We start from the raw sequence: 23,649 nt of genomic DNA on the forward strand, positions 1-23,649 counted from the left end.
AATTTGTAGCCCTAGGTTGCAAGTTAGTGATCAATAAGAGGAGCGCGCATGAACTCCCAGAAATACAAAAATACCAAACCACTATTACTGCTGTTACTGGTTTTTGTATTACCTGTTATCGGTGCCAAAGTGGTGCTCAGCATGAACCTGTATCATGGCGGGGCGACAAATAAGGGGGAGCTGTTAGATCCCAACACTAGCTACCAAAGCCTTGCTATGACTAATCCACTACCTAAATCTTGGCAAATCATCTATTTATTACCCAAGCAGTGCGATAGTCAGTGTCAAAATCGTCTCTATATCCTCCATCAGAGTCATATTGCGCTTGGACGAGATCAAGACAGAGTCATTCCTATTATCTTACTGCAACAAGACAGTGATATCAGTGCGCTCGGTTCATTCGATTTCAACACCGCCAATATTAGCCCTCAACTGGCAGGCTTAATGGCACAACAACAATTGATCATTGTCGATCCTCTTGGCGCCTTAGTGATGCGTTATCAACAAGTGGATGATAAACAACAGCAAATTTTATTGGGCAAGGCCATGGTCGCCGACCTGCGTAAAATGTTGAAGTTATCGAGGGTCGGCTAATGCAACTATCTCCACTACTAAAACTCACCATCGTTTTTACTCTCTGTGTCATTTTGATGGGGGCATACACTCGGCTTTCCGATGCAGGCCTAGGTTGCCCCGACTGGCCAGGTTGTTACGGCATGATCAAGGTTCCTACTCAGCATCATGAACTCTCCCATGCACAGACACACTTTCCAGAACATACGGTCGAGCCTGAAAAAGCCTGGTTAGAGATGATCCATCGCTATATTGCTGGAACACTCGGACTCTTAGTGGTCTATATCCTATTTATCAGTTTCAAGCAGCAAGAGGCGCCGAAGAAACTCCCCAGCGCGATTGCCATCTTGATCCTATTTCAGGCGGCGCTCGGTATGTGGACCGTCACAATGAAATTGATGCCCATCGTAGTAATGTCGCATCTTCTTGGAGGCATGGCGTTAATCTCACTACTGTTATTACTATTTTTGCGCACTAAGCCACTTCGCATACCCGGCGGTGACCCTAAGCTACGAAAGCTGGCACCATTGGCATTAATCGGCCTTGGGGTCCTTGTTATACAGATCATGCTTGGGGGTTGGACGTCATCTAACTATGCGGCATTGGCGTGTACCGAGCTGCCTTTCTGTGAAGGCGACTGGATTAACAATCTGCAACCCAGCCATGCCTTTTATCCTCTACACCTCAGCGATGACAGTTATGAGTTTGGCATATTGGATTATCCATCACGGATGACGATACACGTCAGTCATAGGTTCGGCGCAATAATCACTGCCACGGTATTGCTCTGGCTCGCCTATCGAATGTTAATGTTATCGCAATCGGGACTCATGAAACGCAGTGCCTGGCTGCTGATTGGCTTAGTCATCGCGCAGGTCGCATTAGGGATCAGTAATGTTGTTTTAAATTTACCTTTGGGGATAGCCGTTTCACACAACGCAGGGGCCGCACTACTGCTGCTGACCCTAGTCTTCATCAATTACGCCATTTGGCGAAAAGCATAGGCGGGACAAGGCAATGGAAAAACCTCTCATCTTGACCGAACAAAGCAGTAGCTTGCTGTGGCGTGACTATTTGGAGATGACCAAACCTAAAGTCGTCGCTCTGATGTTATTAACCGTATTAGTCGGCATGTGCTTAGCCGTACCGGGCGTGGTGCCGTTACAGCCTTTATTGGCAGGACTCGTGGGGATTGGCATGATGGCTGGCAGCGCTGCGGCATATAATCACCTTATCGATCGCCGTATCGATGGATTAATGGCTCGCACTTATAATCGCCCTCTCCCCAAGGGACGCGTTTCATTAACTCGCGCGGTGATATTTGCCACCAGCATGGCAATTATCGGATTTGTCCTCTTATATACTGCTGTAAACCCGCTAACAGCCTGGTTAACCTTTGCCAGCTTGATAGGTTATGCGGTGATCTATACCGCCTATTTAAAACGAGCAACACCGCAAAATATCGTCGTTGGTGGGCTGGCCGGCGCCATGCCACCACTGTTAGGCTGGACGTCAATCACCGGAGAATTTCATCCCCACGCCCTACTACTGGTGATCATTATTTTCGCTTGGACTCCACCGCACTTCTGGGCACTGGCTATCCATAGAAAAACCGAATATGCCAAAGTCGATGTGCCTATGCTTCCGGTGACCCATGGGGTTGAATTTACTAAAACCTGTATCTTGCTTTACACCATATTACTGAGTATTGCTTGTCTCTATCCTGTGTTGGTGGCAATGTGCGGCCCGCTATATTTAGTCGGTTCCACTCTGCTGAGCTGTGGCTTTATTTATAAGGCGTGGCAGCTGAAATATCGTGATAAACCCGGATTGGCAATGCAGGTATTTCGCTTCTCTATTTATCACCTAATGGCACTGTTTATTGTATTGTTGCTCGACCACTATTTATGGAACTAGAGAAGGTTATGCAATTAAAGAAGATAAGGGAGCTATATGAATAAAAAGCTTTTAGTCGCAGCAATGCTACTGTTTGGCATTTTAGGCAGCTTGGTCGCTATCGGCTATCATTCTTCCTCCTCTGAGCCTCCTACGTTGGCCACTAGCTTTCTCTATCCAAAGCAGCGTAGTCTGGCACCATTTGAACTAACCGATCAATATGGTAATCGCTTCGATAACGCACGATTACAAGGCAAATGGAGCCTGATTTTTATCGGCTATACTTCCTGCCCCGATGTCTGCCCAACCACCATGGCCAAGTTGGCCTCGGCTTATAAAATGTTAGACCATAAAGTCGATCTACAAGTGGTATTTATTTCTGTCGACCCTGACCGAGATAACCAACAAAAACTGTTGGATTACATCAATTTTTTTAACCCTGAATTTGTCGCAGCAACAGGGCCTCACCAACAAGTTTTACCTTTAACTAGACAACTGGGAATGGTCTATTCCATGGTGGGAGAAGGAGAGAATTATCAAGTGGATCACAGTGCGTCTATGGTACTGATCTCCCCTGCGGGTCATCGCTACGCCACGATTAAACCTAAAGCGGGCCAGATAGGCGATATTCCGCAAATATCCATCACCAATCTGGTTGGCGATATCGACAAGCTCAACCACTACTATCAGGCACAAGGTTAGACCCAAATAAAAAGGGAGCGATTTAACCTCGCTCCCCTATTATCAACACGATTACCGACTGATAGTTATTCTTTAATCCAACTTCCGTCGTCTTTAGTGCGAACCCAAGCCTGAGAGTACCAATAATATTGCCCCTTACTTTTACTGCGCGCCGTACAGTTATAACGTGAACGCCCGGCAGGTAAATCTTTATCGGCCTGCACACTAAATTCATCAGCACTAATCCAAGTGGGTTTTACCGCTTGGCCTAAAATATAACAAGTCACTTCGCTGGCGTTGATGTCACTCATATCTAATTTAACTTTCATCTCGGGACGCCACTCTCCCATGGCAAGCTGAGTGTTAAGCGGAGACATTTCAAGCACAGGCATATTCAAACTGTTTATCTTCACCTTCAGGCTGGAAAAATTCGCATAAGCACCCGCCACAGGGAAACGAGGTAATGCCGTTAAAGACGAGTAAGGCCCCGCTGCTCCAGACTGTTGGCCAAAGCCAACGAAGCCATGTTTTTGCAACAAGGCTTCTAGCTTCACGTTGTACTCACCGTAGGGGTAAGCCAACATCTTATGATTCTGCCCCGTTTGCTTTTTAATTGCAGCTTCAGTGCTCAATAAGTTTTTCTCGATGCGCGCTAGCCATTGCTCCTCAGTTTCACCGTCTAATACACGGATTAGATGTTCATGCCCCCAACTATGGTTGGCTAATTCCGCCCCGCCTTCGACTAGACGATTCAGTGTCTGCCAATCCATGATACTGTGAAAATGACGCTCAATCGGCTCTACCGAGATAAAGATGGTGTAAGGGAAGCCATATTGACTTAAAATTGGCTGAGCATTTTCAGCAATACTTTTATAACCATCATCGAAAGTGATCGCTACGGTTTTAGGAGGCAACGCCTTGCCCTGTTTGATCGATTCAACCACTTCAGATAGCGGGATCACCTTAAAGTCATTATCGTGCAAATAAGCCATCTGCTGGCTCAGTTGCGCAGGCGTAACACTGGTCACTTTGGGTGTATCTTCAGCAACATGGTGGTATTGTAAAATCACCACAGCTTGAGCCGATAGGCTCATACAGCACAGCAATGTAAATAAAACCGATTTCAACATATTGATTAACCTCTGAGAGTCTATGTCATCACGCCATTTACTGTTCGATAAGCAAAAAAACAGGCAGTTACTCGCGCTCGCTTTACCAATGATTTTATCGAACATCACAGTTCCACTATTAGGCTTGGTGGATACCGCTGTAATTGGACATTTAAGTAATGCTTATTATTTAGGGGGAGTTGCCGTCGGGTCAACGATAATTACTCTTATTTTTTGGTTACTTGGCTTTCTGCGCATGTCGACCACGGGACTAGTTGCTCAAGCCTTTGGCGCTAACGACATCCAAAAGCAATATCGATTACTGCTGCAGTCCGCGAGCCTAGCACTGTGCTTAGGCGTCTTCGCTATTTTGTTACAAACGCCAATTATGATGCTCGCTAGTCACCTCTCCGATGCCAGCACAGAGGTACAACACTACAGTCTAGTCTATTTTCAGACTCGGATCTGGTCGGCACCATTTGCCCTGCTTAATCTTGCACTTTTAGGCTGGCTGCTCGGCAGGCAGCAACCTAAGGCAGCCATGTGGCAGTTAATTGCGGCCAATCTGACCAATATCGGACTCGATTTGCTGTTTGTTATTGGCTTGCAGTGGGGCGTTCAGGGAGCGGCATTGGCATCTGTGATCGCCGATATCGTTGGCTTTCTTGTTGCAGCGACTATGGTGTATCGCGTCATCGCTAAACAAGGTGGATTTAACTTAGATCGGCTTTATCGCAGCCTTAATTTCAATAGTTATAGGCAGTTGCTCGGCCTCAACCGCGATATTTTTATTCGCAGTCTATGCCTGCAGCTAACCTTCACATTTATGACATTTAAAGGCGCCGCTTTGGGCGATAATGTAGTTGCTGCCAACGCGGTATTACTTAACTTGGTACTACTTATCTCTTATGCCTTAGACGGTATAGCCTACTATGCCGAAGCCGAGGTTGGACGAGCTTATGGCGAAAATAACCGTCAACGTATGACCGAATCCGTAAGCTTGGCCTTCTATTGGTCAGCCATTGCCGCCCTCTTATTTAGCTTAACCTTCGCCCTTTGGGGGGAACAACTTATCGCACTACTCACTAGCCTGTCGTCGGTACGTGAGTATGCGGAGCAATATCTCGACTGGGTGATTTTGATGCCACTACTGGCATTTGCTTGCTATCTATTTGATGGCGTATATATCGGTGCAGCAAAAGGTAAAATCATGCGTAATAGCATGATGCTCTCAACCTTTATGGTATTTTTCCCTGTATGGCTACTGCTGCAACCAACGGGAAATCATGCACTATGGGCAGCAATGAGCCTATTTATGTTGGCTAGAAGTCTCAGTCTGGCACTGCACTATCACTTACGCCTCAAACAACAATTAGGATAAAAAAACGGGATGACAATTATTGTCATCCCGTTTTTTATTTAACCTGAACTCGGGATAACGAGTGTCGGAAAATCTAAATTTAACAAGCTAATTCAATGCTATAAAGGATTAGTTCGAAAAGGAAAGTCTATTTCCTGACTGAATGCGCAGATTTTTGGGCATATCAAGGCGCTTTGTCGTACACCATAGCGAGCTATGGTTAGGCAGAGCAACGCAGAGAGGCACGCAAAGATGCCTATTCAGCGGCTCTGCTTATCCAGAGCTCAGGTTATTTATTATCGCTGCTGAACGAGATTACTGGTAAGAGTGAGCACCATGTTCATGGTCTGTCACATCTCTTACACCAGTGAGTTCACCAGGGAAAAGATCTAATAGCTGCTTTTCAATACCATCTTTCAAGGTCACATCAACCATTGAACAACCGTTACAACCGCCACCAAATTGTAGAATAGCCACACCTTCGGCATCGATTTCCACTAACATGATATTACCGCCATGGCTGGCAAGTTGTGGGTTGATTTCTGATTGGATCACATACTCGATACGCTCTTTCAGCGGCGCATCATCGTTCACTTTACGCATTTTTGCATTTGGTGCTTTCAGTGTGAGTTGTGAACCCAGTTGATCGGTAACAAAATCGATACTGGCATCTTCTAAGAAAGGTGCGCTTTTTTCGTCAACCATGGCATGAAAACCATTAAATTCAAGTTCGATATCGTCAGTTTCAACTGCATCTGGTGGGCAATAAGAAACGCCACACTCAGCCGAAGGCGTACCTGGACTGATAACAAAAACGCGAATATGAGTTCCTTCAGGCTGATCCGCTAATAGCTTTACAAAATGTGCCTGAGCTGCATCGGAAATGGTGATCATTAAAACATGCTCCGTCAGGTTAAACCCGAGTGTTTTGGTAAGAATTAGGCTTATGATACTCTTACTGCCGTCAGCTTTGTAGCCCCTATGGCCTTTACGCAACAATTTTTTACCTAAAACCTGAAATACTAGTATCGCCTAACTATGGTAACTGACTACACTAACTGTTAATTTAATTTTATACACAACAACATAGATCCTGATCATGCTGCGACTTTGCATACTGCTGCTTTCTTTTTTTTCTTTTTATTCTAGCTTTGCATCGAACGCTCAAAGCCTGTCATCAACACCTATAGATGCTTTATCGGCTATCGAATCACCACAGCAATTTTTAGGCTACCCGCTGGGTGAATGGCATTTACGCCACGATCAGATCAACTATTATCTTAAGCAACTCGCCAGCCAAAGTCCCCGCGTCAGCCTAGAATCAACCGGCTATAGCCATGAGAGACGCCAACAACTTACTGCGGTGATCACTTCCAAGCAAAATCAAGATCGACTCGATAGCATCCTCGCCGAGCGCGCTCAAGTCAAAACGGGCACCAAGCAAACTGGTCCTCTGATTATCTGGCTGGCTTATTCGATACATGGAGATGAGGCCAGCGGCGCCCACGCTGCACTACAAGTGAGTTATGAACTCAGCATTAGCCAAGATCCTTGGGTAAAAGAGCTACTTGATAATGCCGTAGTATTAATCACTCCGACGCAAAATCCCGATGGTTTCGATCGCTTTTCGACTTGGACCAACAATTACACCGGTAAAATTAAAGTCAGCGATCCTAAACACAACGAACATAAACAAAACTGGCCCGCAGGCAGAGTTAATCATTACTTTGCCGATCTTAATCGCGACTGGTTATTCCTGCGTCACCCCGAATCACAGGGACGCATCGCGTTATTCCACAAATGGAATCCGCACTATGTGGGTGATTTTCATGAGATGGGACACAACAAGACCTACTTTTTCCAACCCGGCGTACCGAATCGCACTCACCCGCTAACGCCGTCGGAAAATCAAGAAATCACCAACAAATTAGCCCAATTTCACGCCAAGGCACTCGATAACCTCAAGCAACCTTATTACACCAAACAGGGTTTCGATGACTTTTATTACGGTAAAGGCTCCACCTACCCTGATATCAATGGCTCTGTGGGAGTATTATTTGAACAGGCGAGTGTGCGTGGCCAAATTCAGGATTCTGACAATGGCTTGATTACCTTTCAGCAAGCAATTAACAATCAGATAGCCACATCCTATTCAAGCCTCGAAGGCGCTTTTGCATTGCGACAAGAGTTACAGAACTATCAAGCTCGTTTCTATCAACGTAAAGACAAACATCAGCCTTCTGGACGTGAAATCGGCTTCTTAGTCAGCACCAGTGATGATCCCGGTAGACGTGACGATCTGGCTCAGCTTTTGGCTCAACACCAGATCCAATACTTTTACCTGCCCGATACGATCAAGCAAGGGCAACATAGATATCAGCCACAAGACAGCTTATTTATTCCAATTAATCAGAAACAAAAAAGCCTGTTGCTGGCGATGTTCGATCCGCGAACTGAATTTGAAAACCCGACGTTTTATGATGTTTCAAGCTGGAACCTTGGTTATTCCTATAACTTAGACATGATCCGAGACGCCAGCCTCAATGTGGATAACTTACTGACAACACACCCAGATTATGTGACTACGAATATAGACAAAGACAGTGTGGCAGTGCTGATAGATTGGCGACAGCAAAACGCCGCAGCCATGTTGCAGCAACTATTATCGTCTGGGGTCAGAGTCAAATTTGCCGCTTCAGCATTTAGTATTGAGACTAAACAACAAGTGACGCAATTTGCAGCTGGTACGTTGCAAATTCCATTGGGTGAACAGGAATTGGAGTTCAATCAGTTAAATGAGCTTATCCAGACATTAGCCAAGCAATATCAAGTGGCGTTTACTCCCCTTAACACGGGTTTATCCATTACAGGTATCGACTTAGGCAGTACCGATTTTTATAAGATCAACCCCATCAAGCCCTTGGTATTAACCGGTTATGGTTCCGTCGCTAGCGAGGTAGGCGAGCTGTGGTATTACATGGATAATCGCATCGGCGCACCTTTGACTCAAGTGGATATGAGCCGTGTTGGTGAACTGAATTTTGACCCATATAGTCATCTGTTTTTAGTCGATGGCAATTACCGTAATCTCGATAACAAAGACGCTCGCAGAATTTCGCAATTCGTTAAAGATGGCGGCATTATTGTGGCCCAAAAAGGCGCCCTAGAATGGTTAAGTAAAAACAACTTATTGCGCACCGATGTGAAAGGTAGCCGTTTCTATAGCCAGCTATTTTCCTCCGATGGTATGAGTTTCGCCGATAAAGATACACTCAAAGCGAGACGCGCTATCGGCGGCGCAGTGGTAGCATTAAACCTCGACGCCAGCCATCCGCTCAATTTCGGTATTGTCGGAGAACAACTTCCCATATTGAAAAATAAAGCATTGGGCTTAGTGCAATCTGATACTCCCTTTATCACTGCAGCCAGCTACGCCGACGAACCTCTGCTTGATGGTTATCTCGCCGAAGAGTATCAACGCAGTCTGAGTGACACTCCAGCGATGGTGGTCGAACGTCGCGGCAAAGGGGCCGTCGTTGCCCTGAGTGACGATCTGCTGTTTAGAAATATTTGGTTAGGCTCTGAAAAAGTTTACAGTAACAGCCTTTATTTCATCCCTAACCTGCATTAATTCCTAACTCGCTAATTTAAGCAGTAAGTAAAAAGCACAGCCTAAGCTGTGCTTTTTCAAATCATCGCAATGAATTATGTACGGGTGACAACCCACAACGAATGCAATAAGCCCGGGATCCAGAACAGTATACATAAGATGACGTTGATCAGTAGATCTTTGCCCACGCCACTCTTCAGAAATACTGCTACTGGGGGTAACAAAATAGCGATGATAACGAGTAATAATTTGTTGGTATCCATCTTATTTAATTCCTTGTCATTTTTTTGCTTTCGGCCAGTCTAACTTCTCAGGCTCACCCCAGCTTTGCAAGCCATTTTTCACTTCAGGCATTGCAAACTGCTCCCCAAGTGATGGGGTGCTACTAAATCGAAATGGCTTATCTTGATATTCAAACTGCAATGCATAAGCATGTAAATAGCCCCTATCGGAAGCTGCACCACCATAAAGGCTATCGCCCAATATCGGCACCCCAATACTGGCTAAAGCCACCCGCAATTGATGGGTCTTGCCACTCAAAGGTTTGAGTAAGTATAGCCTTAATCCTTGTGCCACAGATAACGAGAAGAATTGAGTGATTGCGGGGTTTTCTTTACTGCGAAGTAACTTGTACATGCTGCGGCGCGATTTAGCCATATCGCCGATAATCGCACCTTGTTTCTTCTTCGGCTTACCTTGGGCTAATGCCAGGTAATACTTTTGCACTTGGTGGGCGCTAAACATGGCGGTGAATGTCGCGGCAGCGGCGCTACTTTTTGCAAACAACAACAACCCTGAAGTCATGGTATCGAGCCGGTGTACCGAATAGAGCTTGATCCCTAAATCCAACTCCAACTGAGCCATCACCCCGGCTTGGCCATCCTGGCTATGAAAGTGAACGTTAGCAGACTTATCGATCACCAAAAAATCGGTTTCATCTGCGATGATTTGATACATATAGGCTCGTTAGTGTTATGCAAAAGTGATGGTGACAATTAAGCCAGGCTGATTATCACCTAGGCTGATACTGGCATTATGACGTTGTAGAATGGCTTTCACCAGCGATAGTCCAAGCCCTGTACCTTTATTATGTCGACTCGGGTCGAGTCGAACTAAGCGGTTAAATACTTTTTCTCTGGCATCTATAGGAATTCCCGGTCCAGTATCCATGATCTGTAGCTGATTTCCCTGCTGCACAATCTTAACACTGGCACCGTCGCCGGAGTATTTAATCGCGTTATCAACTAAATTAAATAAGGCCTGAAACAGTAAATATTTATCCGCCATCACAGTGTAATCATCGCTAGTTTGCAGCGATAAGCTTTGGCCATTGAGCTCTGCCATCGCCTCCGCCATCTCAAATAGATCCGTGCATAAATCGTGCAAGCTTAACGGCTGTAACTCAAGAGTCTGTTGTCCCTCTTCTATACGAGTTAGCGATAACATGGCATCGAAGGTAGCCAAACAATCATCGAGTTCTTCGGTTAAAATAGCGCAAGCCTCATCGAGTTCCTCGGCAGATTTTGTTGGCAGTTGCTCGATGCCTATACGTAAATGTGACAAGGGAGTCCGCAAGTCATGGGCAATATTATCTGTCGCGCCGCGCACGGCATTGAGGTTATTTTCTAAGGTATCGAGTACCCGATTAAACTTCACCGCAAGCAGATCAAATTCATCTTTACGCCAGCTAATTGGCAAACGAGTGGAATACTCGCCCTTCTCGATGCGGCGGCTTAAGCGGTTGTATTGCACAAGGCGTCGCAAAATCGCCTTAGAAAACAGATAGCCCAGTGCTAGGGTCAACACTATGGTCAACATCAATGCTGTGATGGCGGCATTCACAAAACGCTCAATTAAGGTCGCCAGCTGATCGGTTCGAGTGGCGATCAATACCGGGCCATAACGAGTGATCACTAAGCCACCGGTTAAGATATGTAGTTTATCGGCACCTCCAGCAAGAATAGGGAAATCACGGGTCTGTGGCAAAATGGGCATATCGTCAGGTATCAGACTCAGTGCACCAATCAGATCCATCGAGCTACGCCATGCCACCAAAGCGGTTTTAGGATCGGCATTACGAATTTGAGTCGCAAAGCTTCGTCGATCCAGCGTCAACGCCATCTGCTGATAACGGACTTTTTCCGAGGCTAAATGTTGATTAGTCTGTAACTCCTGCTCATTGATGAGCTGACGATACATACCAAATAATAAGGCGCCAATAATCAGGGTGACTAGGGCAGAAAAGATAATCGTAATGCGCCAGGCACTACTCTGATAGGGCTTAATGCCCTTGACATAGGCGATAGCCAGCCCCTCGAACCGTTTCGATCAAATCACCGTAACCTAGCTCTTCAAACTTGCGACGCAGCTTTGCTATATGTACATCGATCACATTGGTACGAGGGTCAAAGTGGTAGTCCCACACAGCTTCAAAAAGCAAAGTCCGGCTGATCACTTGGTTTGGGTGTTCCATCAGGTATTTAAGCAGTTGGAACTCTTTCGGCTGTAACATGATTTCGCTGCCATCTAAGGTCACTTTGCGGGTCAGCAGTTCCATCACTAAGTTCCCCACCGCAAGCTCGGTATGGGTCGGCTGCGAAGTGCCACGCTGCATCAATTTTTCGGCGCGTACTAATAACTCAGAGAAGGCAAATGGTTTAGTCATATAATCGTCACCACCAGCGCGTAAGCCTTTGACTCGTTCATCGACATGACTCAATGCAGACAGAATTAACACCGGAGTTTGGTCGCCTGTCGCTCTTAATGCAGCAAGGACCTTGAGGCCATCGAGCTGAGGTAACATGCGGTCTAAAATAATCAGGTCATATTGCATACTTGTGGCTAAAAGTAGCCCTTGGTGACCATCGCTTGCCGTCTCAATATTGTGCCCTTGCTCAATAAATCCTTTAACCACGTAATCGATAGTGGTCGCGTCATCTTCAACTAACAATACTTTCATTATTTTAGTCCCACTTCAACAAGGGTAACGGGCGCTGATTCTTTATATCGTATGCGACCTTACGCTTACCATTTTCGTCGATCAATTTTAGTTCTAAGTAACTAATGCCCAAGTCATGATCCAGTTGTGCTTCTTGAATATGAGCCTGACTATCCCCCATGGCTTGCTTAACTAATGTTGAAAAACTCAGCTGCATATTATTCAATAATTGAGCCGCCTTCAGCTCATCATCATTGGCATCCAGGTGTTGTACTTTCTGTTTGAGTAACTTGCCATCTTTGCCACTAAATTCGAGCTCAATTTCAGTATCATCTTTAATATTGATGACACTGACTTCATAAACCAACTCACCTTTGTGCTCTTCGGCTTCAATTTCGGTCACGATTCCGGGATAGTCTTGCTCAACTTGAGCAATCATCATCTGAGGAGTATAACTCTGGTCATCCGATAGCAAGCTTAGCAAGGTCGTATTTGCACTGGCACAACCTGTCACACTAAGACCTGTCACAAGCAAAAAACTGATAAACCAACGAGCCATAGCTCCTCCACAAAATTCTTTAATATCGCTATCTTAACTGCTGTTCTAGTTTATGAGCTAGTGTTATTCAGCGATCAAATTGATTTGCTCAATCTCAATTTCATTGCCAAACCAATCGTCATCGACTTCACCAAGCAGCGCCACCTTGGTGGTGTCGGAGACTTCAATTCCACGCCATAAACTATCATCAATCTCGACGGTGGCTTCACCGGTGCCATCACGGAATAGGTATTTTTCATCACCTAAGCTTTTAACTATATAACCAGTAAGCTCTAAGCGAGTATCGTCTTTAGCTTTCAGGGCTTCAATGGCTGATTTCGCTATCACTTCAGCGCTAGGTCCCTTATATCCAGCGAGCGCCGGAAACGCCATCAAACACAATAAAATCACCATTCCGCTTAATTTATACACCACCAATCTCCACATTAATTCGATCATCAATACGGACATGTTAATGCAGACGAGTTATCTACAAGATGGAAACCAGATTAACGATTGATCATTTTCAAGAGTCATTCTTGTGAATTAAGAATGTGGCTCAAGAATGTGAATTAATTCTGATTTTAGAGCGACTTCGGTTTCGACACCTTGAGCTAAAGCCAACTTCTGAGCTAGGTGCAATGGCACATCAGCATGAAGCTGATGCTTGACCCCTTTAATACTCGCCAACAGGCGCACGGTTTCGCCCATAATAAGCGTAGATTCTATGGTCACCACCAACTTATTAAAGCTGCGACAAAGACGCCCTTGAGTAATAGAGTTAAATCTCACCCCTTGATTAGGGATAACCCAGCGCACTCGATCGCCGACGTTGAGATGCTCAACATGCTGACAAGCTATGGCGTCATCACCAAACTGCAACCAAGTAATATTCCTTTCAGCCTCTTGCTGAACCACTTCGGCATTGAAAATATTACGTAGCCCCATCTGCTTAGCCACTGCCTCATTGCGGGGTTGATTCAAGACTTCTCGAGGGGTGCCACTTTGTAACAACTCGCCCTGGCTAATAAGAATCATATTATCGGCTAACAACAACGCCTCATTGAGATCATGGGTCACCATGATCACCGGAATCGACAACTGAGATTTTAACCGGGCCAATTCGAGGTAAAGACGCTCGCGCGTCTCACGGTCCACCGCGGAAAAAGGCTCATCCAGCAACAATACCGAGGGTTCTCGAGCTAAAGCTCTGGCTAAAGCGACCCGTTGTCGCTGCCCACCAGATAAATTGGCCGGTAATCTTTTCGGTAAACCATGCAGATTAACTCGTTCAAGCCAGTCTTGTGCTCGTGGCACCCGCTCAGCTTTAGGGATATGCCCCAAAGCCGCCACCACGTTTTCCAGCGCATTCATATTAGGAAACAAGCCAAAGTGTTGCGGCACAAATCCTAGATGTCGCTGTTGTGGTGTTAAACAACAGCCATTCTGGCTACTGAACCATTGACGATCACCATAGCGGATCTCTCCCGATTCAGGTTTGAGCAAACCGGCTATCATGCGCAGCAATGTCGATTTGCCGCCGCCTGAAGGGCCGACGACCGCCAACACTTCGCCAGCGCGACAGCTAAACTCGGCGTTAATCTTAATTTCTTTGATTTGCTCAATTCGACAATAGAGATCAGCGACGACTTGTTGCATTCAAGCCTCCGAGTCGGCGCGATAAACTGGTAGTTAGCGCGAGCGCTGTCACGGCAAATAGCAATAACACTAACGACATCTGCCCTGCACTATTAAAATCAAATGCCTGCACGCTGTCATAGATAGATATGGCAATGGTTTTGGTTTCACCTTCGATATTACCGCCCATCATTAACACCACGCCAAATTCACCTAACACGTGCGAGAAACACAGCACTAACGCCGTTAACACTCCGGGCCAAACCAGAGGCAGCTCAATACGCATCAACACTTTAAATGGCTGCATACCACAACAGGCGGCGGAGTCTCGCACCTCTTCGGGTACGGCTTCGAAGGCACGTTGAATGGGTTGAATGGCGAAGGGAATATTAACCAGTACAGAGGCTACCACTAGGCCTGAAAAATGAAATACTAATTGCTGACCAAAAAGCTGTTCAATAAAACGCCCCAGCCAAGATTGGCTACCTAAGCCCACCAGCATGTAATAGCCAATAACCGTTGGCGGCAAAACTAAAGGAACCATGATCAATGCTTCCACCCAGGATTTACCCCGAAACTGATGGTAAGCAAGAAATCGTCCAGCCCAGATAGCAAAAGGGATTAACACCAATACAGTAACTAAACTGAGCTTGACCGATAATCCTAATGCCAGCCAATCCATCAATTACAGCTCGGTCGATGCTAAAGGAGGTAAACCGAAACCAAACTCGCTAAAGACTTGGCGCGCGCGAGGTTGAAGCAAATATTGGTAAAATAGCTTGGCGGTATCACCCGCTTTCTCTGTTAATACCATGCGCTGATTCAGCGGAGAATAGAGCTCATCAGGCAAGGCGATATAATGACCCGCCGCTTGAAACTGTGGCGCCATGGCAAGCGACAAGGCAACAATACCGCCATCGGTTGAACCGCTCAGCGCAAACTGTGCCGCCTGAGAGACATTCTCACCATAAATAAGATGTGACTCCAGCTGCTGCCAAAGTCCAACATGATTTAATAATTCTTTAGCTCGCTCGCCATAGGGCGCATGTTCAGGGTTAGCGATAGCGAAGCGCTCCAACTTGCCCTGTGCCAATAACTGTTTTAATCCATTTAAATCGGCATCTAGGCTTAACTTGGAGCCCTTGCCCGACGCTAATGCCAGACGCCCAATTGCATACAAATCGCCGTCAGTGGTGGTAACGCCGAGTTGGTGCAATTGATAAATATATTTATCATCTGCCGACAAAAATATCTCAAAGGGAGCACCATGACGTATTTGCGCCACTAAGTTTCCTGAAGAACCATACGAGATACGCACTTTTTTACCCGTATCTTGAGTAAATTGAGTCGCAATTTTGTCCATGGCAAACTTGATGTTCGCCGCAGCCGCAATCGTCGGCACCTGTGCCAAGCACGGCAAGGTTATAGCCCACATAGATAATGCGACAAACAGGTGTCGGATAAAATGCATCTCGATGTTAATCCTTTAAACTGAATAGATTGCGATTATTTTTGCCACATCTTGGCCGCTTGTTCATCGGCATCTTTGGCTTCGACCCAGTTCTTACCCTTATCGCCGGCCTCTAACTTCCAGAACGGCGCCTTAGTCTTAAGAAAGTCGATTAAAAATTCACAAGCCGCAAATGCCGCTTTACGGTGTGCACTAGTCACCCCAATAAACACAATTTGTTCACCTAGGCTCATGGTGCCAACACGATGAATAATGGTCACTTCATTGAGCGGCCAACGTTCACGCGCTTGCTGAGCAATTTGCTGCAACACCGCTTCGGTCATACCGGGATAATGCTCTAAAGTCAGATCGGTGACCACGCTACCATCATTAAAATCTCGCACCTTACCGACAAAAGTGACTACCGCACCATCACTGTTATCCGTTGCTATACGAGCGTACTCGTCTGGCACACTAAAATCAGCATTCTGCACTAAGATGCGATCCATTGGCTGACTCATTTTAGCCTCCAGTTACTGGCGGGAAGAATGCCACTTCATCACCATCTTGTACTGGGGTATCCCAGCCACTAATGGTTTGATTAACCGCGACTAATAATTTGTCAGTGGCCAATACCTTAGCCCATTTTTCATCTTTAGCGGCAAGTTGAGCGCGTAAACCCTCAGCAGTATTAGTGGCGTCGGACGCCTCGACCATCAAAGCGCTTTCACCTAGCAGCTCACGAACCTGAGCAAAAAAAAGTACATTTATCATTTATGGTTTCACCTTACTTAATTTGGTCGTTATACCTTGAAGTGGCCCGATTTTCCGCCACGCTTTTCCAGCAAGCGCGTTTGCGAGATCACCATATCCTTCTGCACCGCTTTACACATATCGTAGATGGTCAAGGCCGCCACTGATGCTGCGGTCAAAGCTTCCATTTCGACACCGGTTTTGCCGGATAATTTACACAGGCTGGTAATGCGCACTCGATTACATTCTGGCTGCGCCTCAAGGTCGACCTCAACTTTGGTCAACATCAGAGGATGACATAACGGAATCAAGTCTGATGTCTTCTTCGCCGCCTGAATACCGGCAATACGTGCGGTAGCAAACACATCACCTTTGTGGTGACTGCCGCTCATAATCATTTCTAAGGTCGCAGGAGCCATCTCGATAAAGGCTTCGGCACGCGCCTCTCTTTCTGTGACGGCTTTTTCAGTCACATCCACCATGTGGGCGTTACCGTCGGCATTAATATGGGTGAACTCATTACTCATCTATGGCTACCTTTTTCACGTGCATCACAAAGTTACAGGGTCTGTGTGTTGCATCAATTTGTTCTTTAATGATTTTATTCCAACCAGTACGACAAGCACCAGTCGAGCCCGGCAAACAAAAAACGGCGGTTCGATTGGCAAAGCCCGCCAAGGCGCGCGACTGGACCGTTGATGTACCTAGCTCGGTATAAGTGATATGACGAAACAGCTCTCCAAAACCATCAATTTGACGATCAAATAAGGGCGTAACGGCTTCTGGAGTATTGTCGCGCTCGGTAAAACCTGTGCCGCCTGTCGTCACAATCACCTGCACATCATCACTGGCGATCCATTGAGATATTACCGCACGAATTTGGTATTTATCGTCTTTAATCAACTGACGGTCAATTAGCTTATGACCGGCTTCGACCACTGCATCGGCAAGAAACTGCCCTGAACTATCACGGCTAAAATCTCGGGTATCTGACAGGGTTAACACGGCAATATTCAGAGGGATAAATTGTGAATGTGTACAATGACCCATAACTTCTCTCTTTCGCTTAAGCTCAACTTACTAAAAAATAACTCACCAACGGTCAATATCTGAGTATACCCATATATTGACCGCTTATATTTGCGTTAGCTCAAGAAGTGAATTAACCACCGATAGATGCAAGATGCTGAGTCACGCCGGTAATGCCATCGTGCAGATAATGCGTCTCTTTTTTGGTTTGTAGCTGGCCATGTAAGCGTTCAATCAGCTCATCTCGCTGACTGCGCTGTTGCAGCAAGTCGCGTAAATCTACGCCATTTTCGGTAAATAAACACAGATGCAACTTACCTTTAGCAGAGACCCGCAAACGATTACAGCTAGCGCAGAAGTTTTTCTCATAGGGCATGATCAGCCCGATTCTGCCTTGATAATCATCATGACTGAAATTCTGTGCTGGCCCATCATCGACTGCAGATTGGTCACGCAGCCAACCGGTATCAATCAATTGCTGTTTGATATCGCTACCTGCAAGATGATGCTGATGGAAATAATCATGCCCTAAACCGGTTTCCATTAATTCGATAAAGCGTAGATCGATAGGCGTGTGTTTGATCCAGTGCAAAAAGCGAGGCAGGTCTTTATCGTTAAGGCCTTTGAGCAACACGGCATTAATTTTTACACGCTCAAAACCTGCCGATAATGCCGCATCGATTCCACGCATCACGTCATCAAATTTATTTTCACCCGTGATCTGGTAAAACATACGCGGGTCTAAGCTATCGACCGACACATTAATCCGCCTCAGGCCGGCGTCATGCCACTCTTTAGCATGTTTAGCTAAACGATAGCCATTAGTGGTGGTAGCAATAGTGTTGATTTTGTCGTTATCGGCAAGGATACGGATGATATCGGTAAAGTCTTTGCGTAACGTTGGCTCACCGCCAGTGATACGAACCTTCTGGGTTCCTACCTCAGCGAAAGCGCCCACCAGATTTTCGATCTCATTAAGATCTAAAAATTTGGGCTTACCATCGGGGTGATAACCATCGGGCAAACAATACGTACATTTGAAGTTGCAAACATCAGTGACTGACATTCGCAGGTAGTGAAACCTTCGACCAAAATTGTCTTGTAGTTGAGACATGATCACCTTTCCAAGTAAGGGGAGGTGAGTCAATTTCTTTTCTCACCCCGGTGGCACTATTGCCACGGCTAACAACCCGTATCTGTGGACTTAGGACTGGAAGCTCGGAGAACCGTCGTTTACTTATTATAGGCCTAAAACAATCTTTAATAATACCAATAAGCGTTTATTATTTGTGCAGAATAAATGAACCGTTAACATTCTGTGACAGCGCTCACGAAGATTATTACCCATAATTAGGTGATATCCACTGGTTAAAGTCTGTGCCACCTTAGCATTTTAAGGTAAGGTGATGGCAAACAATAAAACACCCGTTTCAATCGGGGGATAAGCAATATAGAGGTGAGATAATGGAACGCGAATCGATGGAGTTCGACGTCGTTATAGTTGGGGCTGGTCCTGCAGGGCTAGCAACGGCGTGTAGATTGATGCAAATTTCTCAAGACAGTGGGCAAGAACTCTCTGTCTGTGTGGTCGAAAAAGGCTCTGAAGTTGGTGCCCATATTTTATCGGGTGCCGTGTTTGAACCCAGAGCACTAGATGAGCTATTTAGCGACTGGAAAGAAGCCGGCGCGCCTCTCAATACTGCCGTGACCGATGACGAGTTATATATGCTTAGCACAGAATCTAAGTTTCGTGCCATGCCCAATGCCCTTATCCCCAAGACCATGCACAATGACGGCAACTATATTATCAGTGTCGGTAATCTTGCTCGCTGGTTAGCAGAACGTGCCGAAGCATTAGGTGTCGAGATTTTCCCCGGCTTCCCCGCCAGCGAATTGCTATTCAACGATGATGGTAGCGTAAAAGGCATCATCATCGGCGATATGGGTATTGGTGCCGACGGCCAACCCAAAGACAGTTATGAGCCCGGCATGGAACTACATGCCAAATACACCGTTTTTAGTGAAGGTTGTCGCGGTCATTTAGGCAAACAGTTAATCGAAAAATATCACCTAGATAATGGTAAAACGCCGCAACATTATGGTATCGGCTTCAAAGAGATCTGGAAGGTACCCAGCGAACAACACCATCAGGGCAAAGTCGTTCACACAGGTGGCTGGCCTCTCACCGAGGGCGCTTCAGGCGGTGGCTTCCTCTATCACTTAGAAGACAATCAAGTTGCCGTGGGGTTAATCATAGATCTTAACTATCAGAACCCCCACCTGAGCCCATTTGATGAATTTCAGCGTTACAAGACTCATCCGGTGATCAGCCAGTACCTAAAAGATGGCGAGCGTATTAGCTATGGCGCTCGAGCGATCACTAAAGGCGGCTTAAATTCACTGCCCAAAATGAGCTTTCCTGGCGGATTAATCATAGGTTGTGACGCAGGAACCCTAAACTTCGCCAAGATCAAAGGGACTCATACGGCAATGAAGAGTGGCATGCTAGCCGCCGAAACCATCTGTCATGCGCTCTTTGCCGAAGTCGATAGTGGCAAAGATCTGGATATTTATCAGCAGAAGTTTGAACAAAGTTGGCTACAACAAGAACTCTATTGCTCACGCAATTTTGGCCCAGCTATGCATAAGTTCGGCGCTTATCTTGGCGGCGCCTTTAACTATATTGACCAAAACTGGTTTGGCGGTAAATTCCCCATCACGCTCAGAGATGAAAAGCCCGATTATGCTCAAATGGCCGAGGTCGGAGCCTACAACAAGATTGATTATCCTAAGCCAGACGGCAAACTTAGCTTCGATAAGCTGTCTTCAGTTTACCTGTCTAATACTTTCCATGAGGAAGATCAGCAATGCCACTTGCGTCTAAAAGACTTAAGCATTCCGTTACAGGTAAACTTGGTTAAATATGATGAACCCGCTCAGCGTTACTGCCCTGCAGGCGTCTATGAAATTGTCGAAGAAGCCGGTGAGAAGAAGTTTATGATCAATGGACAAAACTGCATCCACTGTAAAACCTGTGATATCAAAGACCCAAGCCAAAACATCACTTGGGTAACTCCAGAAGGAGGCGGTGGTCCAAACTACCCGAATATGTAAGTTAGCATCAAACGCGCCGCAAATTTTTAATTGCGGCGCTTTTTTTAGGTCAAATCAGCTAAAGAATTTAATCGCCATAGGATATTGGTAACTGATCCCTTCAGTCGCTTTCATCGCGGCAATAATAGTCACCACAATATCGAAGATTGCCAACACACCTAGCAAAATAAGCCCGATACCGATAAACACAAGAATCGTACTGATCAAGATATAAATCATCATGCTGATCTTAAAGTTCAAACAGTTACGACCACAGCTATCAACAAAGTCGATTTCATCGCGTTTCATCAACCAGACGATTAACGGACCTAATACCGAGCCAAATGGGATAAGATAACCGGAGAAACTCGCTAAATGCACCGCCAGCCCCATATTCTTGTCATCCCTTGATAACACTTGATGCTCAGTCACTATTGTTCTCCTTTTTGATAGTGCTAATTAAGATTAGGCCAGGTGACCTCATTCAGTTAACTTTACTTGAACTACACACCAGTAATTAATTGCTATTGTTCTGCTGTTCAAAGCCGAATAAGCGTCGTTGCCAAGGTTCAATTTTTTGGTTCTGCAAACGCTGTTGTAAGCTATTCACCCAAGTCTGAGCCAAACCTTCACAATTGGCTAAACGCTGGTAAGCTGCGCTATCGAATTCGGTGGCAAAATAGATGCTCATAGCCTCTCGCACGCTCATGTCAGTTTTACGCTCCAGCAACTCGATACCATCACTCAGCTTGATTATTCCCGGCGTTATCACCCGATAAAACCAACCACATAAGCCACTGGTCTGCATCGCCAGTGCAAATTCAGGATGGCCAAATTGATGGTTTAACTTGAAGCAGGGAGATCGCGGCTGAGTCACCTGCAATACCACTTCACCGATAGCAACAATATCGCCAATATTCACTTGGGTTTCATCTAAACCCACAGTGCTGATGTTCTCGCCCATAGTCGGCGCATCTTTAAAGCCTTTCATCATATCCCAACGGCGATATTGACCGTAATGCTCTCGCGGAAAATGATGCAACACACGATCGGCACCACCATGATGTTGCGGATCGGCTTGAGCATCTCCTTCGACTGAGAGTAGACCAACCGAAAGCGACGACTGCGAAGATTTTCCATCGATCATAGTCGCACGACCTTCAAACTCAGAGCTTTGCTCACCAGCAAACAAACCCGATAGCGTTTTTATCATCTCGGCTGCATCACCTTAATCAGTATAATTAGCCATACATTGCCATATAACTCATCAAAATTTAAGCAAAAAAAAGCCTCTTCGATAGAGGCGAGAACAGAAAAGTGTTTAGCATCAGGAAGGAAAGTACGGAAGCTTGGTCTAACAATTTATCCCGACCAACAAGCGTAGTTTATCTTGCTCAAATGACACTTTAATGACAGTGTTCAAACTGATTAAGCGCTTTATTGACTGAGGTATTGATGCAATTGCTCACCGGGAATAGAGCTCTGTGTCGACACAGCAAAAGCAGCCCAGCGAGCGCCTTCTTGCATCGCTTCGACTTCACCAATACCGCGCAATAATCCATGTATTAAACCCGCGGCATAAGCATCACCAGCACCGGTGGTGTCGACCACTTCGGCCTGCTGCGCAACAACTAATTGCTGGCCATCAGCCTGATAAAGCGTCGCTCCCGACGCTCCATGCGTCACAATAAAGCCACGTAAATGACTGCCTGCAATAGAGAGTCCAAATTCCCAGGGCGAAAGTTCACTGCGCCCAGCAAGATCGGTCGCCGAAGTAATTAAATAATGGCATGGACGGGGACGACAATCTTTAGCTAACTGAGCAATCACCAGGGTCTGTGACATGGCGCTCAATGCCCAATCGTCAACGCCCAAAGCAGAAGAGTTAATATACAAGGCATCCCACTGCGACCAATTGGGCGGTGCGGATAATTGAAAACGTGGACGCTCAGGCCGAATAATGGTGCGCTCTCCATCTGGGGTCATCATTAACAGCATCTCACAGGTATTTTGTGAATAACGCTGCATCAAACGACAATCTATGCCCATGGTACTGGCTTCTGCCAGTAGCCAATCACCCACTTTGTCACGACCCACTTGGCTCACCAAGGCTACATCATGGCCCGCCCAAACCAATCCGATCCCCGTATTTGCTCCACCACCACCGAGTCGTTGGCCACCATCTTGATAATGATATCGTCCGCCCACTTGTAGCGGTTTGTTAAGTAACAACAAGCGGTCACAATTTAAATTGGCGATAAGGAGAATATTGGCCATAAAAAACTCCACAAAACTAACAGGTAAGGGAAAAGACAAGGTCCCAAAAAATATTGTCGCTGGTCTAAAACCCCACGCCAGCAGTTATTTATAACAAGCACACAGATTTGACTCAATCAGAGCCAAACTTTTATTGCGCTGCGGCAAACTCACTCGCCAATATGGCATAAACAAACTCACTGCCCCACTGACCTTTAAAAAAGATATTTTCAATATGATGTGCTTCACGGCGAAAGCCAACTCGCTCAAGCAAGCTCCATGATGGCCGATTATCACAATCTGTGGTGGCAACAATGCGGCGAACACCACGCTCAATAAACAAGTAATACAGTAAACCGTTAACCGCTTCGGTGGCGTAACCTTGATGCTGAAACTGCGGCGCTAAAGTAAAGCCGATTTCCATCTGTTGATCATCGATAAAATGTAATGCTAAATCGCCCAAAAGCTGTCGGGTCTCCCGACATTCTAAGGCTAATTGCACCCACGAATCAGGGGTCGCAAATGGCGTTCGCTGCATCTGTTCGAACAGGCCTAACGCATCCTGATAACTATAGTCGCTCCAGCTTTGATATTGCGCCACCTTAGGATCGGCACGGTATAGGCTAAAAGGCCGTAAATCCTCAGTTTCAAACTCGCGGCATAAGATACGTGTTGTAGTAAAAATGTTCACACCCTGTCCTTATTATTGGCAATTAAATACTGGC

The 23,649-nt window shown here is 46.0% G+C and carries 27 protein-coding genes and 1 riboswitch; of the genes, 7 read left to right on the forward strand and 20 right to left on the reverse strand.

All coding sequences use genetic code 11. The annotated features are described in order from the left end of the window. Positions 1-48 precede the first annotated feature (48 nt). The 4 genes from L1D21_RS13995 to L1D21_RS14010 are packed head-to-tail and all read left to right on the forward strand — an operon-like array spanning position 49 to position 3,171. On the forward strand, positions 49-594 hold the full coding sequence (locus tag L1D21_RS13995; RefSeq protein WP_239845889.1) for a hypothetical protein: 546 nt from the start codon (positions 49-51) through the stop codon (positions 592-594). Then, positions 594-1,577 (forward strand): COX15/CtaA family protein, encoded by a 984-nt coding sequence (locus L1D21_RS14000; RefSeq protein ID WP_239845890.1) that lies wholly within the window; start codon positions 594-596, stop codon positions 1,575-1,577. The genes L1D21_RS13995 and L1D21_RS14000 overlap by 1 nt, the downstream gene beginning before the upstream one ends. A 13-nt stretch (positions 1,578-1,590) precedes the next feature. Continuing rightward, positions 1,591-2,490, forward strand: a complete 900-nt coding sequence (cyoE, locus tag L1D21_RS14005) for a heme o synthase (protein ID WP_239845891.1) — start codon at positions 1,591-1,593, stop codon at positions 2,488-2,490. A gap of 36 nt (positions 2,491-2,526) precedes the next feature. Continuing rightward, positions 2,527-3,171: an SCO family protein gene (locus L1D21_RS14010; protein ID WP_239845892.1), complete on the forward strand. Its 645-nt coding sequence runs from the start codon at positions 2,527-2,529 to the stop codon at positions 3,169-3,171. 65 nt (positions 3,172-3,236) lie between these two features. Here the strand turns inward: L1D21_RS14010 and L1D21_RS14015 are convergent, their stop codons facing one another. Then, entirely contained in the window at positions 3,237-4,280 is a 1,044-nt protein-coding gene (locus L1D21_RS14015; RefSeq protein ID WP_239845893.1) for a polysaccharide deacetylase family protein, read from the reverse strand. A 22-nt stretch (positions 4,281-4,302) separates the two neighbouring features. Between L1D21_RS14015 and dinF the strand changes: the two genes are divergently transcribed. Further along, positions 4,303-5,640 carry an MATE family efflux transporter DinF gene (gene dinF / locus L1D21_RS14020; protein ID WP_239845894.1) on the forward strand — a complete coding sequence of 446 codons (1,338 nt, stop codon included), beginning with the start codon at positions 4,303-4,305 and terminating at the stop codon, positions 5,638-5,640. Positions 5,641-5,934: 294 nt separating this feature from the next. Here dinF and nfuA read toward each other — a convergent pair whose 3' ends face one another. Then, positions 5,935-6,513: a Fe-S biogenesis protein NfuA gene (gene nfuA, locus L1D21_RS14025; RefSeq protein ID WP_239845895.1), complete on the reverse strand. Its 579-nt coding sequence runs from the start codon at positions 6,511-6,513 to the stop codon at positions 5,935-5,937. Between the two features lie 205 nt (positions 6,514-6,718). On the opposite strand from nfuA, the gene L1D21_RS14030 reads away from it, so the two are divergent. Continuing rightward, a complete protein-coding gene (locus L1D21_RS14030) occupies positions 6,719-9,250 on the forward strand; it encodes a M14 family zinc carboxypeptidase (protein ID WP_239845896.1) in 2,532 nt (843 codons plus the stop codon). Positions 9,251-9,324: 74 nt separating this feature from the next. Here L1D21_RS14030 and L1D21_RS14035 read toward each other — a convergent pair whose 3' ends face one another. From L1D21_RS14035 to moaA, 14 genes are all read right to left on the reverse strand, one after another. After that, a complete protein-coding gene (locus L1D21_RS14035; protein WP_239845897.1) occupies positions 9,325-9,492 on the reverse strand; it encodes a YqaE/Pmp3 family membrane protein in 168 nt (55 codons plus the stop codon). A gap of 16 nt (positions 9,493-9,508) precedes the next feature. Continuing rightward, positions 9,509-10,186, reverse strand: a complete 678-nt coding sequence (locus L1D21_RS14040; protein WP_239845898.1) for a TIGR01621 family pseudouridine synthase — start codon at positions 10,184-10,186, stop codon at positions 9,509-9,511. A gap of 15 nt (positions 10,187-10,201) precedes the next feature. Next, positions 10,202-11,428 (reverse strand): HAMP domain-containing sensor histidine kinase, encoded by a 1,227-nt coding sequence (locus L1D21_RS14045; protein WP_239845899.1) that lies wholly within the window; start codon positions 11,426-11,428, stop codon positions 10,202-10,204. An 82-nt stretch (positions 11,429-11,510) separates the two neighbouring features. Beyond that, a complete protein-coding gene (locus L1D21_RS14050; RefSeq protein ID WP_239845900.1) occupies positions 11,511-12,188 on the reverse strand; it encodes a response regulator transcription factor in 678 nt (225 codons plus the stop codon). Positions 12,189-12,192: 4 nt separating this feature from the next. Then, complete coding sequence (locus L1D21_RS14055) at positions 12,193-12,726, reverse strand: PepSY domain-containing protein (RefSeq protein ID WP_239845901.1); 534 nt, start codon at positions 12,724-12,726, stop codon at positions 12,193-12,195. Positions 12,727-12,789: 63 nt separating this feature from the next. Next, positions 12,790-13,137, reverse strand: coding sequence for a NirD/YgiW/YdeI family stress tolerance protein (locus L1D21_RS14060; RefSeq protein WP_239845902.1), 348 nt, complete (start codon positions 13,135-13,137; stop codon positions 12,790-12,792). 114 nt (positions 13,138-13,251) lie between these two features. Beyond that, positions 13,252-14,364: an ABC transporter ATP-binding protein gene (locus L1D21_RS14065; RefSeq protein WP_239845903.1), complete on the reverse strand. Its 1,113-nt coding sequence runs from the start codon at positions 14,362-14,364 to the stop codon at positions 13,252-13,254. Beyond that, positions 14,345-15,025 carry a molybdate ABC transporter permease subunit gene (gene modB, locus L1D21_RS14070; protein WP_239846006.1) on the reverse strand — a complete coding sequence of 227 codons (681 nt, stop codon included), beginning with the start codon at positions 15,023-15,025 and terminating at the stop codon, positions 14,345-14,347. The genes L1D21_RS14065 and modB overlap by 20 nt, the downstream gene beginning before the upstream one ends. 3 nt (positions 15,026-15,028) lie before the next feature. Then, positions 15,029-15,778, reverse strand: a complete 750-nt coding sequence (gene modA, locus L1D21_RS14075; RefSeq protein ID WP_239846007.1) for a molybdate ABC transporter substrate-binding protein — start codon at positions 15,776-15,778, stop codon at positions 15,029-15,031. A 71-nt stretch (positions 15,779-15,849) separates the two neighbouring features. After that, entirely contained in the window at positions 15,850-16,314 is a 465-nt protein-coding gene (moaE, locus tag L1D21_RS14080) for a molybdopterin synthase catalytic subunit MoaE (RefSeq protein WP_239845904.1), read from the reverse strand. Position 16,315: 1 nt separating this feature from the next. Beyond that, the gene (moaD, locus tag L1D21_RS14085) at positions 16,316-16,567 is read right to left on the reverse strand and encodes a molybdopterin synthase sulfur carrier subunit (protein ID WP_239845905.1); all 252 of its coding nucleotides are present in this window, start codon (positions 16,565-16,567) and stop codon (positions 16,316-16,318) included. A 29-nt stretch (positions 16,568-16,596) separates the two neighbouring features. Continuing rightward, positions 16,597-17,073: a cyclic pyranopterin monophosphate synthase MoaC gene (gene moaC / locus L1D21_RS14090; protein ID WP_239845906.1), complete on the reverse strand. Its 477-nt coding sequence runs from the start codon at positions 17,071-17,073 to the stop codon at positions 16,597-16,599. Then, a complete protein-coding gene (gene moaB, locus L1D21_RS14095) occupies positions 17,066-17,596 on the reverse strand; it encodes a molybdenum cofactor biosynthesis protein B (RefSeq protein ID WP_239845907.1) in 531 nt (176 codons plus the stop codon). Before moaB ends, moaC begins: the two co-directional genes overlap by 8 nt. A 112-nt stretch (positions 17,597-17,708) precedes the next feature. Beyond that, positions 17,709-18,689: a GTP 3',8-cyclase MoaA gene (moaA, locus tag L1D21_RS14100; RefSeq protein WP_239845908.1), complete on the reverse strand. Its 981-nt coding sequence runs from the start codon at positions 18,687-18,689 to the stop codon at positions 17,709-17,711. Continuing rightward, a riboswitch (molybdenum cofactor riboswitch) is annotated at positions 18,677-18,811 on the reverse strand. Its footprint overlaps the gene before it by 13 nt. Positions 18,812-19,039: 228 nt before the next feature. Between moaA and L1D21_RS14105 the strand changes: the two genes are divergently transcribed. Continuing rightward, positions 19,040-20,689: an electron transfer flavoprotein-ubiquinone oxidoreductase gene (locus tag L1D21_RS14105; RefSeq protein WP_239845909.1), complete on the forward strand. Its 1,650-nt coding sequence runs from the start codon at positions 19,040-19,042 to the stop codon at positions 20,687-20,689. Positions 20,690-20,743: 54 nt separating this feature from the next. On the opposite strand, the gene L1D21_RS14110 is transcribed toward L1D21_RS14105, so the two are convergent. The 4 genes from L1D21_RS14110 to L1D21_RS14125 form a co-directional block, all read right to left on the reverse strand. Next, on the reverse strand, positions 20,744-21,061 hold the full coding sequence (locus L1D21_RS14110) for a DUF4870 domain-containing protein (RefSeq protein WP_239846008.1): 318 nt from the start codon (positions 21,059-21,061) through the stop codon (positions 20,744-20,746). A 124-nt stretch (positions 21,062-21,185) separates the two neighbouring features. Next, positions 21,186-21,881 carry an MOSC domain-containing protein gene (locus L1D21_RS14115; RefSeq protein ID WP_239845910.1) on the reverse strand — a complete coding sequence of 232 codons (696 nt, stop codon included), beginning with the start codon at positions 21,879-21,881 and terminating at the stop codon, positions 21,186-21,188. Positions 21,882-22,105: 224 nt separating this feature from the next. Next, a complete protein-coding gene (locus L1D21_RS14120; protein ID WP_239845911.1) occupies positions 22,106-22,945 on the reverse strand; it encodes a PfkB family carbohydrate kinase in 840 nt (279 codons plus the stop codon). A 130-nt stretch (positions 22,946-23,075) separates the two neighbouring features. Then, the gene (locus L1D21_RS14125) at positions 23,076-23,615 is read right to left on the reverse strand and encodes a GNAT family protein (RefSeq protein ID WP_239845912.1); all 540 of its coding nucleotides are present in this window, start codon (positions 23,613-23,615) and stop codon (positions 23,076-23,078) included. Between the last annotated feature and the right edge of the window lie 34 nt (positions 23,616-23,649).

It is taken from the genome of Shewanella sp. Isolate11, assembly GCF_022398315.1.
Taxonomy (GTDB): Bacteria; Pseudomonadota; Gammaproteobacteria; order Enterobacterales; family Shewanellaceae; genus Shewanella.

What these genes read in the sequence shown, in the direction of transcription:
- L1D21_RS13995 (WP_239845889.1), top strand. Translation starts at nt 49, where the DNA reads ATGAACTCCCAGAAATACAAAAATACCAAACCACTATTACTGCTGTTA.
- L1D21_RS14000 (WP_239845890.1), top strand. Translation starts at nt 594, where the DNA reads ATGCAACTATCTCCACTACTAAAACTCACCATCGTTTTTACTCTCTGT.
- cyoE (WP_239845891.1), top strand. Translation starts at nt 1,591, where the DNA reads ATGGAAAAACCTCTCATCTTGACCGAACAAAGCAGTAGCTTGCTGTGG.
- L1D21_RS14010 (WP_239845892.1), top strand. Translation starts at nt 2,527, where the DNA reads ATGAATAAAAAGCTTTTAGTCGCAGCAATGCTACTGTTTGGCATTTTA.
- L1D21_RS14015 (WP_239845893.1), bottom strand. Translation starts at nt 4,280, where the DNA reads ATGTTGAAATCGGTTTTATTTACATTGCTGTGCTGTATGAGCCTATCG.
- dinF (WP_239845894.1), top strand. Translation starts at nt 4,303, where the DNA reads ATGTCATCACGCCATTTACTGTTCGATAAGCAAAAAAACAGGCAGTTA.
- nfuA (WP_239845895.1), bottom strand. Translation starts at nt 6,513, where the DNA reads ATGATCACCATTTCCGATGCAGCTCAGGCACATTTTGTAAAGCTATTA.
- L1D21_RS14030 (WP_239845896.1), top strand. Translation starts at nt 6,719, where the DNA reads ATGCTGCGACTTTGCATACTGCTGCTTTCTTTTTTTTCTTTTTATTCT.
- L1D21_RS14035 (WP_239845897.1), bottom strand. Translation starts at nt 9,492, where the DNA reads ATGGATACCAACAAATTATTACTCGTTATCATCGCTATTTTGTTACCC.
- L1D21_RS14040 (WP_239845898.1), bottom strand. Translation starts at nt 10,186, where the DNA reads ATGTATCAAATCATCGCAGATGAAACCGATTTTTTGGTGATCGATAAG.
- L1D21_RS14045 (WP_239845899.1), bottom strand. Translation starts at nt 11,428, where the DNA reads ATGTATCGTCAGCTCATCAATGAGCAGGAGTTACAGACTAATCAACAT.
- L1D21_RS14050 (WP_239845900.1), bottom strand. Translation starts at nt 12,188, where the DNA reads ATGAAAGTATTGTTAGTTGAAGATGACGCGACCACTATCGATTACGTG.
- L1D21_RS14055 (WP_239845901.1), bottom strand. Translation starts at nt 12,726, where the DNA reads ATGGCTCGTTGGTTTATCAGTTTTTTGCTTGTGACAGGTCTTAGTGTG.
- L1D21_RS14065 (WP_239845903.1), bottom strand. Translation starts at nt 14,364, where the DNA reads ATGCAACAAGTCGTCGCTGATCTCTATTGTCGAATTGAGCAAATCAAA.
- modB (WP_239846006.1), bottom strand. Translation starts at nt 15,025, where the DNA reads ATGGATTGGCTGGCATTAGGATTATCGGTCAAGCTCAGTTTAGTTACT.
- modA (WP_239846007.1), bottom strand. Translation starts at nt 15,778, where the DNA reads ATGTGGGCTATAACCTTGCCGTGCTTGGCACAGGTGCCGACGATTGCG.
- moaE (WP_239845904.1), bottom strand. Translation starts at nt 16,314, where the DNA reads ATGAGTCAGCCAATGGATCGCATCTTAGTGCAGAATGCTGATTTTAGT.
- moaD (WP_239845905.1), bottom strand. Translation starts at nt 16,567, where the DNA reads ATGATAAATGTACTTTTTTTTGCTCAGGTTCGTGAGCTGCTAGGTGAA.
- moaC (WP_239845906.1), bottom strand. Translation starts at nt 17,073, where the DNA reads ATGAGTAATGAGTTCACCCATATTAATGCCGACGGTAACGCCCACATG.
- moaB (WP_239845907.1), bottom strand. Translation starts at nt 17,596, where the DNA reads ATGGGTCATTGTACACATTCACAATTTATCCCTCTGAATATTGCCGTG.
- moaA (WP_239845908.1), bottom strand. Translation starts at nt 18,689, where the DNA reads ATGTCTCAACTACAAGACAATTTTGGTCGAAGGTTTCACTACCTGCGA.
- L1D21_RS14105 (WP_239845909.1), top strand. Translation starts at nt 19,040, where the DNA reads ATGGAACGCGAATCGATGGAGTTCGACGTCGTTATAGTTGGGGCTGGT.
- L1D21_RS14110 (WP_239846008.1), bottom strand. Translation starts at nt 21,061, where the DNA reads ATGGGGCTGGCGGTGCATTTAGCGAGTTTCTCCGGTTATCTTATCCCA.
- L1D21_RS14115 (WP_239845910.1), bottom strand. Translation starts at nt 21,881, where the DNA reads ATGATAAAAACGCTATCGGGTTTGTTTGCTGGTGAGCAAAGCTCTGAG.
- L1D21_RS14120 (WP_239845911.1), bottom strand. Translation starts at nt 22,945, where the DNA reads ATGGCCAATATTCTCCTTATCGCCAATTTAAATTGTGACCGCTTGTTG.